This is a genomic window from Kribbella soli, assembly GCF_004331345.1.
In the GTDB taxonomy this organism is placed as follows: domain Bacteria; phylum Actinomycetota; class Actinomycetes; order Propionibacteriales; family Kribbellaceae; genus Kribbella; species Kribbella soli.
On sequence record NZ_SJJZ01000002.1, the window covers coordinates 889,072 to 904,637 of the forward strand.

Below are 15,566 nucleotides of genomic sequence, written 5' to 3' on the forward strand. Positions count from 1 at the left end.
CCGGCCGCCCGTACGCTCGGCGCTTCCCGGACTGACCTGGAGGATCTCCCCCGATGCGTAAACCCATCCTGGCCGGCGCGACCGCACTGACCGTTGCCGCAGCTGGACTCGTCGCCGTCGCTCTCCCGACGACGGCAGCCGTCAGCGACGTACCCGCGGACTGCGGTGTCTCAACCGCGGCGTACCGCTCGGACGGCCAGCGCGTGGCCTACGTCTACTCCGAGCAGAAGACCAGCATCTTGGCCACTGTGAACGACAAGCTCGGCTGGATCCCGACCGCGCTGCAGCAGCGCGGCGGCGGCGGTGACGACACGCATTTCGAAAGCACCGACTACGCCACGCACCCGACCGATGGATACATCTACCTGGTGAGACGTGAGGGCGAGCTGGTGAACGGCACCTGGACCATCACGTCGAGCACCGCGACCCGGCTGCAGGCGGGGTTCGCCGGGACCCGCATCCTCGCGTACGGCTACCCGTACCTCTACCGCGTCGCCGGCACCGCCCTCTACCGCTACACGCAGTCACCCACCACGGGCGCCCTGGGGTCGCCTGTGAAGATCGCGTCGACCAATTGGGACACCGTCAACACCCTGGTCTACGAGCGCAGCGGCGGAACCGGCGACGCCGCGGTGGACGTGCTGCTCGGGACCAAGGCCAACGGCGAGCTCAAGGAGTGGCGGATCAATCGGGCCACGCCGACGAACATCACCTCGAAGGTCCTGAAGGCGAGCGGCTGGAGCGGGATCACCAGCCTCAGCACCGGGTCCTGCAACGCGCACCCCGACGGCCGTCCGTTGCTCGCGATCGCCACCTCCTCCGGCAAGGCGTCGGTGCACTTCGACGCGAAGAGGACCGACGGGATCGGCACAGACATCAAGGGCGGTTCACTCGGCGCCCTCGGCTGGACCGCCAAGGCCTACGGCCAATAGCCCGGTCAGCGCAGTTCGAAGCCGCGGGTGCGGAGGGCTTCGCGGAGGTGTTCGCGGCCCTTCAGACCCGCGACCGTGCCGAAGCGGGTGGCGACGCGCTCGATCCACCCGGCCGGGAGTCCGGCGTCGGCGTAGAACGCGTTCAGCACCTCTTCGTAGGTCTCGACGTACGCCGCCTGCGGCGCGAGCGCGTACTGCTCGTGGTGCAGGACGGCCTCCTGCGGGAGGCGTGGCTTGACCGCGGTGTCCTCGAATCCATCGGGGCGGCCGACGGTCAGGCCGAAGACCGGGAAGACGTTCGGTGGCAGGCCGAGTTCGTCCGCGACATCGAGGGGGCGGTTGCGGATCGCGCCGACGAAGACCGTGCCCAGGCCCAGCGACTCCGCGGCCAACGCGGCGTTCTGGGCAGCCAGGGCGACGTCGACGAACGCCAGCACCGCTGCTTCGACGAAGTCCGCGGCCTCGGCGGTCGCGGACCCGAGCTCGGTGGTGATCTGCCGCGCCCTGGCGAGGTCGGCCAGCCACACGAGGAACAGCGGAGCCTGCGCGATGAAGTCCTGCTCCCCGGCCAGCTTCGCCAATCGGGTACGGCGTTCCTCGTCACGCACCGCGACCACACTCCACAGCTGGAGGTTGCCGGACGTCGGCGCCGACTGCGCCGCCGCGATCAGCGCCGCCAAAGTTGCGTCGGGCACCGGATCCGAGCGGTACGCCCGTACCGACCGGTGACTGAGCTGCTGAGCCAGTACGTCGTTCCACGCCGCCGGCGGCGCGGACGCCGTACCCGATCCGTAGCGCAGCCGATAGGCGTCATCGGCAGTCATGGCATCTCCCTCGAGCTCCTCGTCGCCCGGACCGCGCCCCGGCGCCTGCGGTCCCGCCTGGTGAACGGGGCCGATGGCAACGAACCCCACCGGGACGCGATCCGACACCCTAAAGTCTACCGTTCCACTAGACATAACCTCCCCGATCTCAGCGACCGAGACGCCCCTGAACGTAAGGTCCGGGTCGAGCTCGGGGGCGGCGTAGGTGGATACGGTGCGTTGTTTGGTCGCGACGCGCGGTGTATTGAGGGGTCAAAGGGCTAGCTTTTGGGTGGGGCGGCGGGCGTAGGGTCTGCACAGGATGTTTCGTGCCGAGGGGGGACAGACTGTGAGCGAGCCCGCTACCCGATCCGAGTATCCCGACCACATCGACGCCGCGGTGCTGAAGATCGCCGGTGTCGTGGTGCTGGGCGCGATCATGTCGATTCTCGACATCACCGTGGTCAACGTCGCGTTGCCGACCTTCCAGGACGAGTTCGGCTCGCCCGAAAGTCCGGTCGCGTACTCGCACGTCGCCTGGACGGTCACGGCGTACACGCTCGCGCTGGCGACCGTGATCCCGCTGACCGGCTGGGCCGCCGACCGGTTCGGCACCAAGCGGCTGTACATGATGGCGATCTTCCTGTTCACCGCCGGGTCCGCGCTGTGCGCGACCGCGTCGAGCATCGACATGCTGATCGGCTTCCGGGTCCTGCAGGGGCTCGGCGGCGGCATGCTGATGCCGCTCGGCATGACGATCATGACCCGGGCGGCGGGGCCGCACCGGATGGGCCGGCTGATGGCCATCCTCGGCGTACCGATGCTGCTCGGCCCGATCCTCGGCCCGATCCTGGGCGGCTGGCTGATCCAGGTGGCGAGCTGGCACTGGATCTTCCTGATCAACGTGCCGCTCGGCGCGATCGCGCTGGTCTACGCCTGGTTCGCGCTGGCCAAGGACACGGCGGCACGCAACGAGTCGCTCGATCTCGTCGGCGTCGTGCTGATGTCGCCGGGACTCGCGTTGTTCCTGTTCGGCGTCTCGTCGCTGCCGGCCGAGGGCGGTGATTTCGGAGCGCCGCGGGTCTGGGTCTCGATCCTGATCGGCGTCCTCCTGATGGGGGCGTTCGTGTGGCACTCGTTCCGGCCGGAGCATCCGCTGCTCGACCTCCGGCTGTTCCGCGACCGCAACCTCACGATCTCGGTCATCACGATGTTCCTGTTCGCGGCCGCCTTCTTCGGTGGGCTGCTGCTGGTGCCGACGTACTTCCAGCAGATCCGCGGCGAGTCCACGCTGCACGCCGGCCTCCTGGTCGCGCCGCAGGGGCTCGGCGCGATGGTGACCATGCCGATCGCGGGCAGGCTGGTCGACAAGGTGCCGGTCGGCCGGATCGTGCCGTTCGGGCTCGTGGGGATCGTGATCGGTATGTTCGGTCTGACCCAGATCACCGCGACGACGCCGTACATCTCGATCATCGCGATGCTGGTGGTGATGGGCTTCGGGATGGGCGGCACGATGATGCCGCTGTTCACGACGGCGCTGCGGACGCTCTCCGGACCTCAGGTCGCGCGTGGCTCGACACTGCTCAACATCAGCCAGCAGATCGCGTCGTCGGTCGGTGTCGCGACGATGTCGGTCATCCTCACCAACCAGCTCAACAACTCGCCGATCATTCCCGGCACCGAGGACATCCCCGGGCTGGGCGACGGGATCCGCGAGACAGAGGCGGCGATCCTGTCCAACACCCGCCCGGAGAGCGTTGCCGCGCTCCACCTCGACCCGGCCGCGATCGCGCGTGGGCTGGTCGACGCCGCCGCGTCGTTCGCGCACACGTACTGGGTGGCGTGGGTGCTGGTGGTCCTCACGTTGGTGCCGGCCTTGATGCTCCCCCGCAAGCGCGAGGTCACTCATCTCGCCGGCAAGGACGCCGTGATCGAGTGAAACGCCCGTCAGAGCGGCTCGACGGACCGCGTCACGACCCACCGATGCGGTGAAACCGCGCGCGTGGTTTGTCGGAGGGCTTCGGTAGTGTCCTGGGGTGGACATTGGGGAGCGTATCCAGGAACTTGCCGAGCGCATCGTCGTACTGCGTGACGCCTACTACCGCGGTACGCCGACGGTCGCCGACGCGGAGTACGACGCGATCGAGGACGAGCTGCGGACGCTCGTCGAGGCCAACCCGGAGCTCGCGCCCGACCCGAACCCGCTGGAGCAGGTCGGCGCGCCGGCGGTGCTGCACGCGCCGATCCGGCACTCGCGACCGATGCTGTCGCTGGAGAAGGCGACCCGCCCGGAGCAGGTCGAGGCCTTCTTCGGCCGCTTCCCCGGCCAGCCGGTGGTCGTCATGCCGAAACTGGACGGCCTGTCCTTGGCCCTCGTCTACGAGAACGGTCGGCTGGCCCGGGCGATCACCCGTGGTGACGGGACGACCGGCGACGACGTGACACCGCTCGTGCGCGCGCTCGCGGACGGCGTCCCCGACCGGCTCGACGTACCGGACCGGGTCGAGGTCCGCGGTGAGGCCGTCATGTTGCGGTCCACGTTCGCCGCCTACAACGCCGCGCACCCGGACAAGCCGTTGATCAACCCGCGCAACGCCGCAGCCGGGACGCTGCGCGCCAAGGATGCGGCCACCGTGTCCGAGCGACGGTTGCAGTTCCTGGCGTTCGATCTGCTCAGCGACCAGGCCGACGCCGATCTCGAGCGCGCGTTGCAGACGATGGGGTTCACGGTCGCCGACATGCGGCACTGCGACGACGCCACCGCGGCGCAGGCGGTGATCTCCACGATCGAGCAGCAACGCAACGCCCTGGACTACGACCTCGACGGCGCCGTACTGCGGCTCGCCGATCGCGACGCCTTCGCTGCCGCCGGCACCCGGTCGAGCTCTCCGCGTGGCGCGCTGGCGTTCAAGTTCGCCGCCGAGGAGAAGACCACGGTGCTCGCCGACGTGGTCTGGGACGTCGGCAAGACCGGCAAGATCGCCCCGGTCGCCTGGCTCGAGCCCGTGTTCGTCGGCGGTACGACGGTCACTCGCGCGACGCTGGCGAACCAGGAGGTGATCAAGGCCCGCGGCATCAAGATCGGCGACACGGTCCTGGTCCGCCGGGCCGGTGACGTGATCCCGTTCGTGGCCGGCGTGCTCGACGCGTCGAAGCGCACCGGAGAAGAGCGCGACATCGTGCCGCCCAGCACCTGCCCGTCGTGCGAGCAGCCGCTGACCGAGCAGGGCAACAGCCGCGAACTGTTCTGCACCAACGTCTCGTGCCCGGCCCAGACCGTACGGCGGCTGATCCACTGGGCGTCCCGGGCGGCGGCCGACATCGACGCGATCGGCGGGGTCTGGATCGAGCGCCTGGCCGAGGCGGGGATCCTGGAGAACCCGTCGGACTTCTACAAGCTGACGGCCGAGGGGCTGCTGGAGTTCGACCGCATCGGCGAGGTCTCGGCCGCCCGGATGATCGACTCGATCGACACGAGCCGGCAGGTCGGGCTGCGCCGCGCACTGATCGGCCTCGCGATCCCGATGGCGTCCGAGGGCACCGCGGCCAGGTTGTGCCGGGCCGGGTTCGCCTCCTTGGAAGCGGTCGCCGACGCGGGCGAGGACGGCCTCGTCGCCGTGGAGGACATCGGCCCGAAGGTGGCGACCTCACTCATCGAGCACCTCACTCGCCTCCGGCCTGAGCTCGAGCGACTCCGCGCAGCCGGCGTCTCACTCGACGTACGCGAGGAAGACCTGCCGCCGGTCGTGGCTGCCGGCGCACCGCTGGCCGGCAAGACAGTCGTCGTCACCGGTTCCATCAGCGATCCCCGCTCCGGCGAGAAGGTGGCGAGGCCTGCCTTCCAGCGACTCTGCGAGAAGGCCGGCGCGACCATCGCCTCGTCGGTCTCGGCCAGCACCGACCTGCTCATCACCGGCGCCGACGTCGGCGCCTCCAAACTCACCAAGGCCGAGAAGTTCGGCGTCACCGTCGTCGACCAGTCCGAGATCTGGCAGCAACTCCGAGCCGCCGATCTTCTCAGCTGACCCCGGTTTGTCGAGGTCCGCCCGTCGGCTCCGATGTCTCGTGCGACCAGAGGTAGCCAAGGAAGGCGAACTGAGATGATCGAACGTGACCTGCACCTGGCCGACGGCCGCATTCTGCACAGCTACGACACCGGCGGCGACGGCTTCCCGGTGATGTGGAACCACGGCACGCCGAACGTCGGCGCGCCGCCGGAGCCGCTGTTCGCCGCGGCCGACCGGTTGGGGTTGCGCTGGGTGTCGTTCGATCGGCCGGGGTACGGCGGTTCCACGGTCCGGCGGGGGCGAACGGTCGCCTCCGTCGCCGGCGATGCGGCTGCGGTCGCAGACTCGCTCGAGATCGACCAGTTCGCAGTCGCGGGGTACTCAGGTGGCGGGACTTTCGCGCTCGGTACGGCGGCTGCGTTGGGCGCCCGCGTCCGCGCGGTGGTCACGCTGGCAGCGATCGCGCCGTACGGCGTCGACGGTCTGGGCTGGTTCGACGGGATGCTGCCGTCCTCGATCGCGGCGCTGAGCAGCGCGGCCGCCGGGGCCGACGTGCGCGAGGCGCTCCACAACTCGGGGTTCGACTACGACGCGGGATTCACGGCCGACGATCTGGCGATGTTCGACGGTCCGTGGGGATGGCTGGGGAAGGTCGCCGGTCCGGGGCTCGACGCCGGTCCGTACGGGCAGATCGACGACGACGCGTCGTACACCCGTCCGTGGGATTGCGGGGTCGAGGCGATCACAGCGCCTGTCCTGCTGTTGCACGGTACGGCGGACCGCATCATCCCGGCGGACCACGGCCGCTGGCTGGCCGCGCACTGCCCGACCGCGACGCTGCGGGTGTGCGAGGGCGCGAGTCACTTCACGATCGTCGAGCACGCCGAGCCGGGGCTCGACTGGCTCGCGGAGGTCGTCGGATGAGGCCGTTCACGATCGCCGTGCCGGAGGCAGAACTCGCCGACCTGCGTCACCGGTTGGCCACCACCCGGTGGGCTCCGGAACCGGAAGGTGACTTGACCGGGTACGGCGTACCTCGCGGGTGGATCGAGGAGCTCGTCGGCTACTGGCGGGACGGCTACGACTGGCGCGCGTGGGAGGAGCGGCTGAACCGGTACCAGCAGTACACGACCACGATCGACGGCACGAACGTCCACTTCCTGCACGTCCGCTCGCCCCGGCCGGGTGCGCTGCCGTTGATCCTCACCCACGGGTGGCCCGGGTCGGTCGTCGAGTTCCTCGACGTGATCGAACCGCTGACCGACCCGGCCGAAGGTCTCGCCTTCGAGCTGGTGATCCCGTCGCTGCCCGGGTTCACCTGGTCAGGGCCGACGCCGGACCTCGGCTGGGGACCGCAGCGCATCGCCCGGGCCTGGGCGGTCCTGATGGAGCGGCTGGGCTACGACCGTTACGGTGCGGTAGGCAACGATTGGGGTTCGCACGTCGCTCCGGAGCTCGGCCGCATCGCACCCGACGCGGTCGTCGGCGTCCACGTGACACAGCTGTTCTCCTTCCCGGACGGCGAGTGGCTCTCCTATCCGCCGAGCACCGAGCCGGGCGGCCGCGCAGTGTCGGCCGAGGACAAGGCGGCCCTTGAGGAACTGCGCGACTTCCAACGCGAGTCCGGGTCCTACGCGCATGTCCACGCTCAGAAGCCACACACCCTCGGGTTCGGTCTGACCGACTCCCCCGTTGGCCTGCTCGCCTGGAACGGTCAGGTACTGCGCGGTCTCGACCGCGACACGCTCCTGACCCACGTCACGGCGTACTGGCTGACCCGGACGGCGACCTCAGCCACCCGCATCTACGCCGAGCACCAGCGGCAGATCACGCCGGACAAACCGACCACCACACCGCTCGCTCTGGCCCAGTTCCCGGACGACCTCACCTCGATCCGCGCCTGCGCCGAACGCGACCACGCGAACATCGTCTCCTGGACCACGCACGACCGAGGCGGTCACTACGCCGCCCACCAGGCCACCGACCTCCTGGTGCAGGACATCCGCACGTTCTACGAACTTCGGCTGTCCGATTCCTGACGCCATGGTGGCGCCCGGCGTGCCGGACCGTAGAGGGTGGACGTATGGCGAACAGCACCGGCAAGGACGGCGAGCTGACGGGCTTTCAGGAGCAGGCGCCGTACGACGAATCCATCGACCTCCGCACCGACTTCGTGATGGTCTACGGGCTCAACGACACGACACCGCAGCGGATCGCGCGCTGGCGCGAGGCCGGGTATCGCGTGCACCTGATGACCGGGATCTCCTGGGGTACCTATCAGGACTACCTCGACGGGCGGTGGGACGGCTCCGGCCATTGGGACGACGCGCAGACCGCGGGTGACGGGTCACCGATCCTGCACGGCGAGAGCACCGACATCCCGTATATGGTCCCGACCTTCAACTTCACCGAGTATCTGGTGCAGAAACTCCGCCCCATCATCGAGCTCGGTGTCGAAGGCATCCACCTCGAGGAGCCGGAGTTCTGGGCGCGGGCCGGCTACTCGGAGTCCTTCAAGCGCGAGTGGAAGGCCTTCTTCGACGAGCCGTGGCAACCTCCGCACAGCACTCCCGAAGCGCACTTCCGTTCCGGGCAACTCAAGCAGCACCTGCTCTCGCGCAGCCTGGACCGTGTCACCTCGGTGCTACGCGACGAGGCCCTCCAGCAGGGCCGGCAGGTGCGCTTCTACGTGCCGACGCACAGCCTCCTGAACTACACACAGTGGCAGATCATCAGCCCCGAATCACGCCTGCGGACACTGCCCTCGATCGACGGCGCGATCGCGCAGGTGTGGACCGGGACGTCCCGGACGCCGAACGTGTACGCCGGGAAGGTCGCCGAGCGCACGTTCGAGACGGCGTACCTGGAGTACGGCATCGCGCAGGACCTCACCCGCGGCACCGACCGGCGGATGTGGTTCCTGCACGACCCGATCGAGGACCACCCGGACCGCACCTGGGAGGACTACCTGGCCAACTGGCAGCGCACCCTCATCGCGTCGCTGCTGCACCCGGGCGTCTCGCGGTACGAGGTGGCGCCGTGGCCCAACCGGATCTTCAACCGCCCGTACCTGCGCGAAGGATCCACCGAGCGGCAGCTCGTTCCGCCGGACACCGCCACCAGCTACCTGATCGCGATGAACAGCCTGCGCGACCTCGACCAGCCGGATGTGCGCTGGGCTCAGGAAGGCGCACGGATCGGGATCGCGCTCTCTGACACCGCCATGTTCCAGCGCTGGGCACCCGGTGGTGAGAGCGGGCATTACGACGGCCTGCAGGACGCGCTGGCGCTGGAGGGCCGCGAGCAGCTGCACTTCTCCGACTTCTACGGTCTGGCGCTGCCGCCGCTGTACGACGGGCAGCGGGTCTGTCCGGTTCAGCTGGAGAACGTGATCGACACCCCCGATGCGTTGGACGATGTCGACGTACTCGTCCTGAGTTACGAGTTCCAGAAGCCGCTTGCCCCGGGCATCCATTACGCGCTGGCCGGGTGGGTCAGTCGCGGCGGGAGCCTGCTGTACGTCGGCGACGGCGCGGACCCGTACCACGAGATCCGCTCCTGGTGGACCGGCCGGTACGACACCTGCGCGGACCATCTGGCCGAAGCACTCGGGGCGGACCGCAAGGGCGACGGCGTACAGCCGATCGGTCAGGGTCGGGTGCGGTTCCTTCCGTCTCGTCCGGCGGATTTCACCGAATCGCCTGAAAGCGCATCCGCCTTGGTCGCGGCGATCCGGGAGCTGGCGGAAGCGGGCGGTCAGACCTGGACGCCGACCAACTGGCTGTCGGTGCAGCGCGGTCCGTATCTCGTCGGCGCCGTACTGGAGGAGACCGGCGGATCACATGTTGTCGATGGCACCTATCTCGACCTGCTCGATCCGCAGCTGGGCATCGTCCGGCACCGCGAGCTGAACCCGGGCCAACTGACGTGGCTCCGCGACCTCACCTACGACGAGGAGCCGCTGCTGGCATCCGCCGGCCGGGTCGTGAACTGGCAGCAGGATCCGACCGGGATCCGCTTCTCCTGCGAGGCACCGCGCGGAGTCCAAGTCACAACAGCTCTGCGCGTGCCGACGGAGCCGTCGGCCGTCGCCGGTGCCGAGGTCCGGTACGACGCGGAGGCCGGCGTCGTGTGGCTGCGCCATCCTGGCGTCCCCACCGGGACACCCATCGAGCTCACCTTCTGATCGTCCCGGGACGGGCAGAACTTTTAACGCTGATGCGACCCCTAGGAGCCCTAGGCTGATGCGCTCAATGCGGAGAACGGGGAGAGGTCATGCTGGTCGAACTGTTCCCCGCGACAACGCCCGGCGGCACTCCGCAGGCATGAGGCGACGTTCCCTCGGACTCGTGCTCGGCGGCGTACTGGCGTTGAGCGTCGGCGCGCTTGCCTACTGGTACCGCTGGTCTCGCCGCCAACACTGGCTGGAAACCGTCCTGGCCCAGGACTGCCGCCACGTCCCACCACTCCCCCGGGTCGGCGCCGTGACGCTCATCGGCATCGCGATGTGCTTGGTGGCAGCCGGCTGTTCCGGCGCCGCCCTCCTGCGATCCAGCCGTGGCCTGACCGCTCTCGCCTGCATAGTCCTGACCACCGCGCTGCTCGGCGGCCTCGGCGGCACCGTCGTCCTCACCGACACACCGTCCAAACCCTCCGACGGCCTGGACGGCTCAGGCCTCCCCTGCCCGAGCGGCTGAGGCGCGCGCGGTCTGTTACTCCTTTGCGGGCTTACTGTCGTGGCATGAGTGAGCTAGTGGTGGATGCGCCGGTTGTTGCTGTGACTGTTTATCCGGATCGGGCGCGGGTTACCCGGCGGGGGCGGATCACGGTGCCGGGTGGGGATCAGGTCGTGTACGTCGAGCCGCTGCCGCTGTTGCTGGAGGAGGACTCGGTGCGGGTGTCGGGGCGGGGCCCGGCGACGGTGCTCGGGGTGGACGTGGCGACGCGGCATCATCCGCAGGCACCGGACGAAACGGTCGCCGAGCTCGAGCGGGCACAGCGTGCGGCGCAGGACGAGGTCGCGGCCCTCTCCGACGCGGACGACGTACAGGTGCAGCTCGAGACCTTCCTGGCGCAGTTGGCCAAGCGGGCCGGTGGAAGCTTTGCGCGCACGTTGGCGTCGGGTGATCCGGGGGCGGAGCTCGGCGGGTTCACCGAGTCGCTTGCGGGCCGGTTGTCCGCCGTACGGGCGACACGCCGGGAGCTGACTGCGCAGCGACGCGAGGTCGAGGAGCGTCTCGCTGCCGTGGGCCGTCGGCTCGCTGCGCTCACGGAGAAGCGGGCGCCGGACCGGCGTACCGCGGCTGTCGCGTTGGCGCTGGAGTCCGAGGCGGAGGTCGAGATCGAGCTCTCGTACGTCGTGCCTGCAGCCGGGTGGACCAGCTCGTACGACGTACGTCTCAAGGGCGACCGGCTGACGTTGAGCTGGTACGGCCTGATCACGCAGCGCACGGGCGAGGACTGGCCGGAGTGCGACCTCACGTTGTCGACGGCCCGGCCGACCGTGACCGCGAAGGTGCCGGAGCTCGACGCCTGGTACCTCGACCGCGCGCGCCCGCCGATGCCGCACGCACCGGCCGCCGTCGCACTGTCCCGCGGCGCAGCCCGGCCGGCCGCGTTCACCGAGAGCCTCCAATCAGCCGAGTTCGTCGCCCAGGACGCAACCGTCGAACAGGGCGTGACCGCGGCGACGTACACCCCGCCCCGACCAGTCGCCGTACCCGCCGACGGCGCGACGCACCGCGCGACGATCGCGGCGGTCGAGCTCGACGCCGACCTCGACTACATCACGGCGCCGGTGCGATCCACCGACGTACATCTGCGGGCCACGGTCGTGAACTCGTCCGTCCACACGCTGCCGGCCGGGAAGGCCGCGGTCTTCCACGAGGCGGACTTCGTCGGCTCGGCCGCGTTGCCGTTGTGGGCACCCGGGGAGGACGTCGAGCTCGCCCTCGGCCTGGACGACCGCATCCGGGTCGAGCGGAAGCTGGTACGGCGGGACGCGACGAAGGCGACGCTCGGGTCGACGCGCCGCCGGCAGGTCGAGTACGAGACGAAGATCGAGAACCATACGCCGCACTCCGCGCGGATCACGGTGCTCGACCAGTTCCCGGTCGCCCGCGACCACGAGATCACCGTGAAGCGACTGACCGCCGACCCCGAACCCACGGAAACCACCGACCTGGGCGTCATCACCTGGAAACTCGACCTAGCCCCCGACGCCGAAACCACCGTCAAACTCGCGTTCCGCGTAGACACCGCCAAGTCCGTCGACCTCACCGGCTGGCGCGAATAACCCCCACACCTCCGCGCCGGTTCTGCAACGCCGTGGGATATCCCCTGGCGTTGTGGGTTCTCCACTCGTATGCCAGGGGAGAACCCACCATTCCAGGGGATATCCCTTGGCGTGCTCAGGTGATTTCGAGGTTGGCCATCATGCCCATGTCCTCGTGTTCGGCGTTGTGGCAGTGGAAGAGGTAGCGCCCGCGGTAGCCGTCGAAGCGGGTGATGATCTCGGCGGACTCCCCCGGCCGTAGCGACACGGTGTCCTTCAGACCCGCGTCGTGCGGCAAGGGAGCATGCCCGCCGCGTGAGAGCACCCGAAACCCGACGAGGTGCAGGTGTACGGGATGGTGGACGTCGGCAACCAGCCGCCAGATCTCCACATCACCCAGCCGTGTGGTGACGTCCGTGCGGTCCGGCGCGAACGGCTGCCCGCCGATCAACCAACCGTGCCCGTCCCCCATCTGCCCGGCGCGGAACGAGAAGTCCCGCACCCGCACGGCCTCCGACCGCTGCCACTCCGGCAGATCGTCGGACAGCACGTCAGGGACCCGGCTGCTGTCAGCCGCCTTCCGTACGACGCTGAACGCCATCACGTCACGCGTGCGCCCGGACCCCAACCGGTTCACGATCCGCACCCGACTCCCGATCGACACCTGGGCAAGGTCCAGAATCACGTCGTACCGCTCAGCCGGAGCAATCGGCAGATTGCGATGGACAACCGGTGCGCGGAGCAGCCCCTGGTCCGCCCCGATCTGCACGAGATCAAGGCGGCGGCCGTCGTCGAGGACCGCTTCGAGGTCGTAGTGCCGCGCATTCGACGCGTTCAGGATCCGCAGCCGGTACCGCGCGGCGTCGACCTCAGACACCGGCCAAGGCGCGCCGTTCACCAGGATCACATCCCCCAGAACCCCCGCAATATAAGGCTCCTGAACGCCTGGCTGCATCTGTAACGTCGGGTCGATCGATGGATAGGCCAACGACCCGTCAGAAGCGAACGCCCGGTCCGCGATCATCAGCGGCAACTCGCGCGCCCCGGACGGCAACCCGAGCGACTCCTCCGAGGAGTCCCGGACGATATGCATCCCGGCCAGCCCGCGCCAAACCGCCGGCGCGGTGAAGTCCATCCGGTGATCGTGGTACCAGAGCATCGTCGCCCGCTGATCCAGCGGAAACCTGTACTCCCGCGTGACCTCACTCGTCACCGCCCGCGGATCATGCATCCCGTGCCCCACGTGCCCCACGTGCCCCCACCCGGCAGGCAGCACGAGATCGGTCGGATACCCGTCCGACTCCGCCGGCGTCCGCCCGCCATGCAGGTGTACGACGGTAGGCACCGGCAACTCGTTGCGATGGGCAACCGTGACCGCATGCCCTCGCCGCGACTCGATCGTCGGCCCGGGGAACGTCCCGCCGTATGTCCACAACCGGGTCGGCACACCGGGCAGGATCTCCGCCGTGACCTCGCGCTGCACGATCTCGATATCAGCGCCGGACAACACCGACGGAATCGGCAACGGCACCACGAACGCCGGCGGCAACGGCACGGCGCTACGCAACACTGCACCCGTCGACGCCGGCCGCCGCGACAGTGCAGCCGCACTCGACAGCCCACCAAGTCCCACCAGTCCAAGCGCTCCCCCGATGCCCAGCACCTGACGCCGGCTCATTCGCTCACGCATGCTCGACCTCCCGCCGTACGACGGGCTGCCGCCAGACCCCGATGAACAACACGACAACAGCCGCAACCGTCATCACCCCCAACGGAAGGTGCAACCACAGCGCCCCGTCCTGCCCCGCGAAGTACTGCACCGTCTCCGCCACCACTACGCCCAGCGACGCGACAAACGGCCAGAGCTGCCGCAGCCGCACCCACACCACCGCCGCCGCGATCACCTGCAGGTACCCGAGAGACGTGACGATGTCCGCGCCCACCGCATGCATACGCAGCCCGTCGAAGTCACCACTCAGATAGACACCGGCGAACACCGGCTGACCGAAAACCGCTACCAGGTGCGCACTGACGACGCCCCGCAGAACCCAACCACTGACCATGCGAGCAACACTATGATTCACAAGTTATGAGCGTCCAAGACCAATATCGCTATATCGTTATGACGGAAGGGTCATGATGGACCTGACCATGCTCCGCCAGTTCGTCGTCGTCGCCCGCCTCGAACACCTCAGCCGCGCCGCCGACGAACTCCACGTCGCGCAACCGTCGCTGAGCCGCACGATCGCCCGCCTGGAGAGCGAACTCGGTACGCCGCTGTTCGACCGCGCCGCCCGCCTCCGGCTGAATCCGGCCGGCGTCCTGTTCCGCGGGTACGTCGAACGCGCACTCGGGGAGCTCGACGCCGGGCGACGGGCCGTCACCGATGCGGCCGTGCAGGGTTCGGGCAGCGTGCGACTCGCGGCCGAGACGTTCCTCGCCCTCACCGAATCGGTCGCCGGCTTCAAACGCGACCACCCGGCCATCGAGATCGAGCTGCAGCAGATGTCGGCCGACGAGATGCCGCGACGGCTGCGCGCGCAGGACATCGACCTCTGCGTCGCATCCCAGCCGGTGCCGAGCGCCGGCCTGGAATCAGCTGTCCTGCTCGACGAAGCCGTGCGGGTGGTGACGCCACTCGACCATCCACTGGCAAGCCGTACGTCGGTCGCGGTCGAGGATCTCGTCGACGAGCCGTTCGTCATCGCCCGCAAAGGCCACTGGCAACGCCGGCTGCTCGACCGGTTGTTCGCCGACACCGGAGTGACGCCGCGGATCGTCTGCGAGAGCGACGAGGCCGCGGCCATCCAGGAACTGATCCGCGCGGGCCTCGGCATCGGCTTCAACCCCGACTTCGCCCGCCGCTCGATCCCCAGCTACCCGGTCGCCGCGATCCCGGTCGACCACCCCGAGTGCCGCCGTACCCTGTCGCTGCTCTGGAGCGCCGACGCCAGCCTGACCACCGCCGCCCAACTGATGCGCACGGCAATCACCACCTGGAACTGGTCAGGTCTCGATTCAGAGTGATCCGGACAGCCAGGACCACGCGACCTCGAACTTCTTCTCGAGCCGAACCCGCACCGCCTCCGCCACCAGGATCTCGAGGCGGGCGCCGACGACCGGAACCGACGCCGTCACGTGCAGATCGAACGCCTGCGTCGTCCCGCGTCCGTCCGGAACGATCCGCGTCGTACCCGTCAGCTTCACCGGCACGCCGGCGAGTGCACCGCCGACCTCGGCCAGCCGCGCGCCGTCGATGTCGGGGCGATGCCAGACTTTCGACTGCTCCAGTTCCAGCGTGTTCCCGACGAACCTGCGGGCCACCACCGGTACGTCGGAAACCTGCGTCTGCCAGTGGAGCTGAACCGCCAGGTCGTCACCGTCATCGCCCACCACGACGTCGTACGTCTGCGCCTGCAACCGCTGGAACACCTGCTCCTGGAACGTGACGTCGGTGATCATCGCGAACACTTCCTCCGGAGAGGCGTCGTACGACGTGGCGAGAGACAGATCCATGCGCCCCATCTTGCACCGCCCGCCAACCCACAGC

Annotated in this window: 13 protein-coding genes; 9 read left to right on the forward strand and 4 right to left on the reverse strand. The window is 69.0% G+C overall.

Annotation, left to right across the window (positions count from 1 at the left end; genetic code table 11):
• Window positions 1-53 precede the first annotated feature (53 nt).
• Window positions 54-932 (forward strand): hypothetical protein, encoded by an 879-nt coding sequence (locus tag E0H45_RS18455; RefSeq protein WP_131338854.1) that lies wholly within the window; start codon window positions 54-56, stop codon window positions 930-932.
• A 5-nt stretch (window positions 933-937) separates the two neighbouring features.
• On the opposite strand, the gene E0H45_RS18460 is transcribed toward E0H45_RS18455, so the two are convergent.
• Complete coding sequence (locus E0H45_RS18460; RefSeq protein WP_131338856.1) at window positions 938-1,756, reverse strand: nitroreductase family protein; 819 nt, start codon at window positions 1,754-1,756, stop codon at window positions 938-940.
• Between the two features lie 328 nt (window positions 1,757-2,084).
• Between E0H45_RS18460 and E0H45_RS18465 the strand changes: the two genes are divergently transcribed.
• The 7 genes from E0H45_RS18465 to E0H45_RS18495 all read left to right on the forward strand — a co-directional run bounded on the left by E0H45_RS18465 (window position 2,085) and on the right by E0H45_RS18495 (window position 12,037).
• Window positions 2,085-3,674, forward strand: coding sequence for a DHA2 family efflux MFS transporter permease subunit (locus E0H45_RS18465; protein ID WP_238155079.1), 1,590 nt, complete (start codon window positions 2,085-2,087; stop codon window positions 3,672-3,674).
• A gap of 97 nt (window positions 3,675-3,771) precedes the next feature.
• The gene (ligA, locus tag E0H45_RS18470; RefSeq protein ID WP_131338860.1) at window positions 3,772-5,760 is read left to right on the forward strand and encodes an NAD-dependent DNA ligase LigA; all 1,989 of its coding nucleotides are present in this window, start codon (window positions 3,772-3,774) and stop codon (window positions 5,758-5,760) included.
• A 75-nt stretch (window positions 5,761-5,835) separates the two neighbouring features.
• Window positions 5,836-6,666, forward strand: coding sequence for an alpha/beta fold hydrolase (locus tag E0H45_RS18475; RefSeq protein ID WP_131338862.1), 831 nt, complete (start codon window positions 5,836-5,838; stop codon window positions 6,664-6,666).
• Window positions 6,663-7,781, forward strand: coding sequence for an epoxide hydrolase family protein (locus E0H45_RS18480; protein WP_131338864.1), 1,119 nt, complete (start codon window positions 6,663-6,665; stop codon window positions 7,779-7,781). Before E0H45_RS18475 ends, E0H45_RS18480 begins: the two co-directional genes overlap by 4 nt.
• A 44-nt stretch (window positions 7,782-7,825) precedes the next feature.
• Window positions 7,826-9,928 (forward strand): hypothetical protein, encoded by a 2,103-nt coding sequence (locus E0H45_RS18485; protein WP_131338866.1) that lies wholly within the window; start codon window positions 7,826-7,828, stop codon window positions 9,926-9,928.
• A 139-nt stretch (window positions 9,929-10,067) separates the two neighbouring features.
• Window positions 10,068-10,439 carry a hypothetical protein gene (locus E0H45_RS18490; protein ID WP_131338868.1) on the forward strand — a complete coding sequence of 124 codons (372 nt, stop codon included), beginning with the start codon at window positions 10,068-10,070 and terminating at the stop codon, window positions 10,437-10,439.
• A gap of 44 nt (window positions 10,440-10,483) precedes the next feature.
• Window positions 10,484-12,037: a mucoidy inhibitor MuiA family protein gene (locus tag E0H45_RS18495; protein ID WP_131338870.1), complete on the forward strand. Its 1,554-nt coding sequence runs from the start codon at window positions 10,484-10,486 to the stop codon at window positions 12,035-12,037.
• Between the two features lie 115 nt (window positions 12,038-12,152).
• On the opposite strand, the gene E0H45_RS18500 is transcribed toward E0H45_RS18495, so the two are convergent.
• Both E0H45_RS18500 and E0H45_RS18505 read right to left on the reverse strand, forming a co-directional pair.
• Window positions 12,153-13,706: a multicopper oxidase family protein gene (locus E0H45_RS18500; protein ID WP_131338872.1), complete on the reverse strand. Its 1,554-nt coding sequence runs from the start codon at window positions 13,704-13,706 to the stop codon at window positions 12,153-12,155.
• Entirely contained in the window at window positions 13,699-14,079 is a 381-nt protein-coding gene (locus E0H45_RS18505; RefSeq protein WP_131338874.1) for a hypothetical protein, read from the reverse strand. Before E0H45_RS18505 ends, E0H45_RS18500 begins: the two co-directional genes overlap by 8 nt.
• Before the next feature lie 73 nt (window positions 14,080-14,152).
• Here E0H45_RS18505 and E0H45_RS18510 point away from each other — a divergent pair, with 73 nt between their 5' ends.
• Entirely contained in the window at window positions 14,153-15,043 is an 891-nt protein-coding gene (locus tag E0H45_RS18510) for a LysR family transcriptional regulator (protein WP_202872385.1), read from the forward strand.
• On the opposite strand, the gene E0H45_RS18515 is transcribed toward E0H45_RS18510, so the two are convergent.
• Complete coding sequence (locus E0H45_RS18515; protein ID WP_165546507.1) at window positions 15,035-15,532, reverse strand: DUF2505 domain-containing protein; 498 nt, start codon at window positions 15,530-15,532, stop codon at window positions 15,035-15,037. The genes E0H45_RS18510 and E0H45_RS18515 overlap by 9 nt on opposite strands.
• Window positions 15,533-15,566 lie beyond the last annotated feature (34 nt).

Excerpts from the sequence above, each read along its gene's own strand:
- E0H45_RS18455 (WP_131338854.1), top strand. The coding sequence starts at position 54 with ATGCGTAAACCCATCCTGGCCGGCGCGACCGCACTGACCGTTGCCGCA.
- E0H45_RS18460 (WP_131338856.1), bottom strand. The coding sequence starts at position 1,756 with ATGACTGCCGATGACGCCTATCGGCTGCGCTACGGATCGGGTACGGCG.
- E0H45_RS18475 (WP_131338862.1), top strand. The coding sequence starts at position 5,836 with ATGATCGAACGTGACCTGCACCTGGCCGACGGCCGCATTCTGCACAGC.
- E0H45_RS18480 (WP_131338864.1), top strand. The coding sequence starts at position 6,663 with ATGAGGCCGTTCACGATCGCCGTGCCGGAGGCAGAACTCGCCGACCTG.
- E0H45_RS18485 (WP_131338866.1), top strand. The coding sequence starts at position 7,826 with ATGGCGAACAGCACCGGCAAGGACGGCGAGCTGACGGGCTTTCAGGAG.
- E0H45_RS18490 (WP_131338868.1), top strand. The coding sequence starts at position 10,068 with ATGAGGCGACGTTCCCTCGGACTCGTGCTCGGCGGCGTACTGGCGTTG.
- E0H45_RS18495 (WP_131338870.1), top strand. The coding sequence starts at position 10,484 with ATGAGTGAGCTAGTGGTGGATGCGCCGGTTGTTGCTGTGACTGTTTAT.
- E0H45_RS18500 (WP_131338872.1), bottom strand. The coding sequence starts at position 13,706 with ATGCGTGAGCGAATGAGCCGGCGTCAGGTGCTGGGCATCGGGGGAGCG.
- E0H45_RS18505 (WP_131338874.1), bottom strand. The coding sequence starts at position 14,079 with ATGGTCAGTGGTTGGGTTCTGCGGGGCGTCGTCAGTGCGCACCTGGTA.
- E0H45_RS18510 (WP_202872385.1), top strand. The coding sequence starts at position 14,153 with ATGATGGACCTGACCATGCTCCGCCAGTTCGTCGTCGTCGCCCGCCTC.
- E0H45_RS18515 (WP_165546507.1), bottom strand. The coding sequence starts at position 15,532 with ATGGATCTGTCTCTCGCCACGTCGTACGACGCCTCTCCGGAGGAAGTG.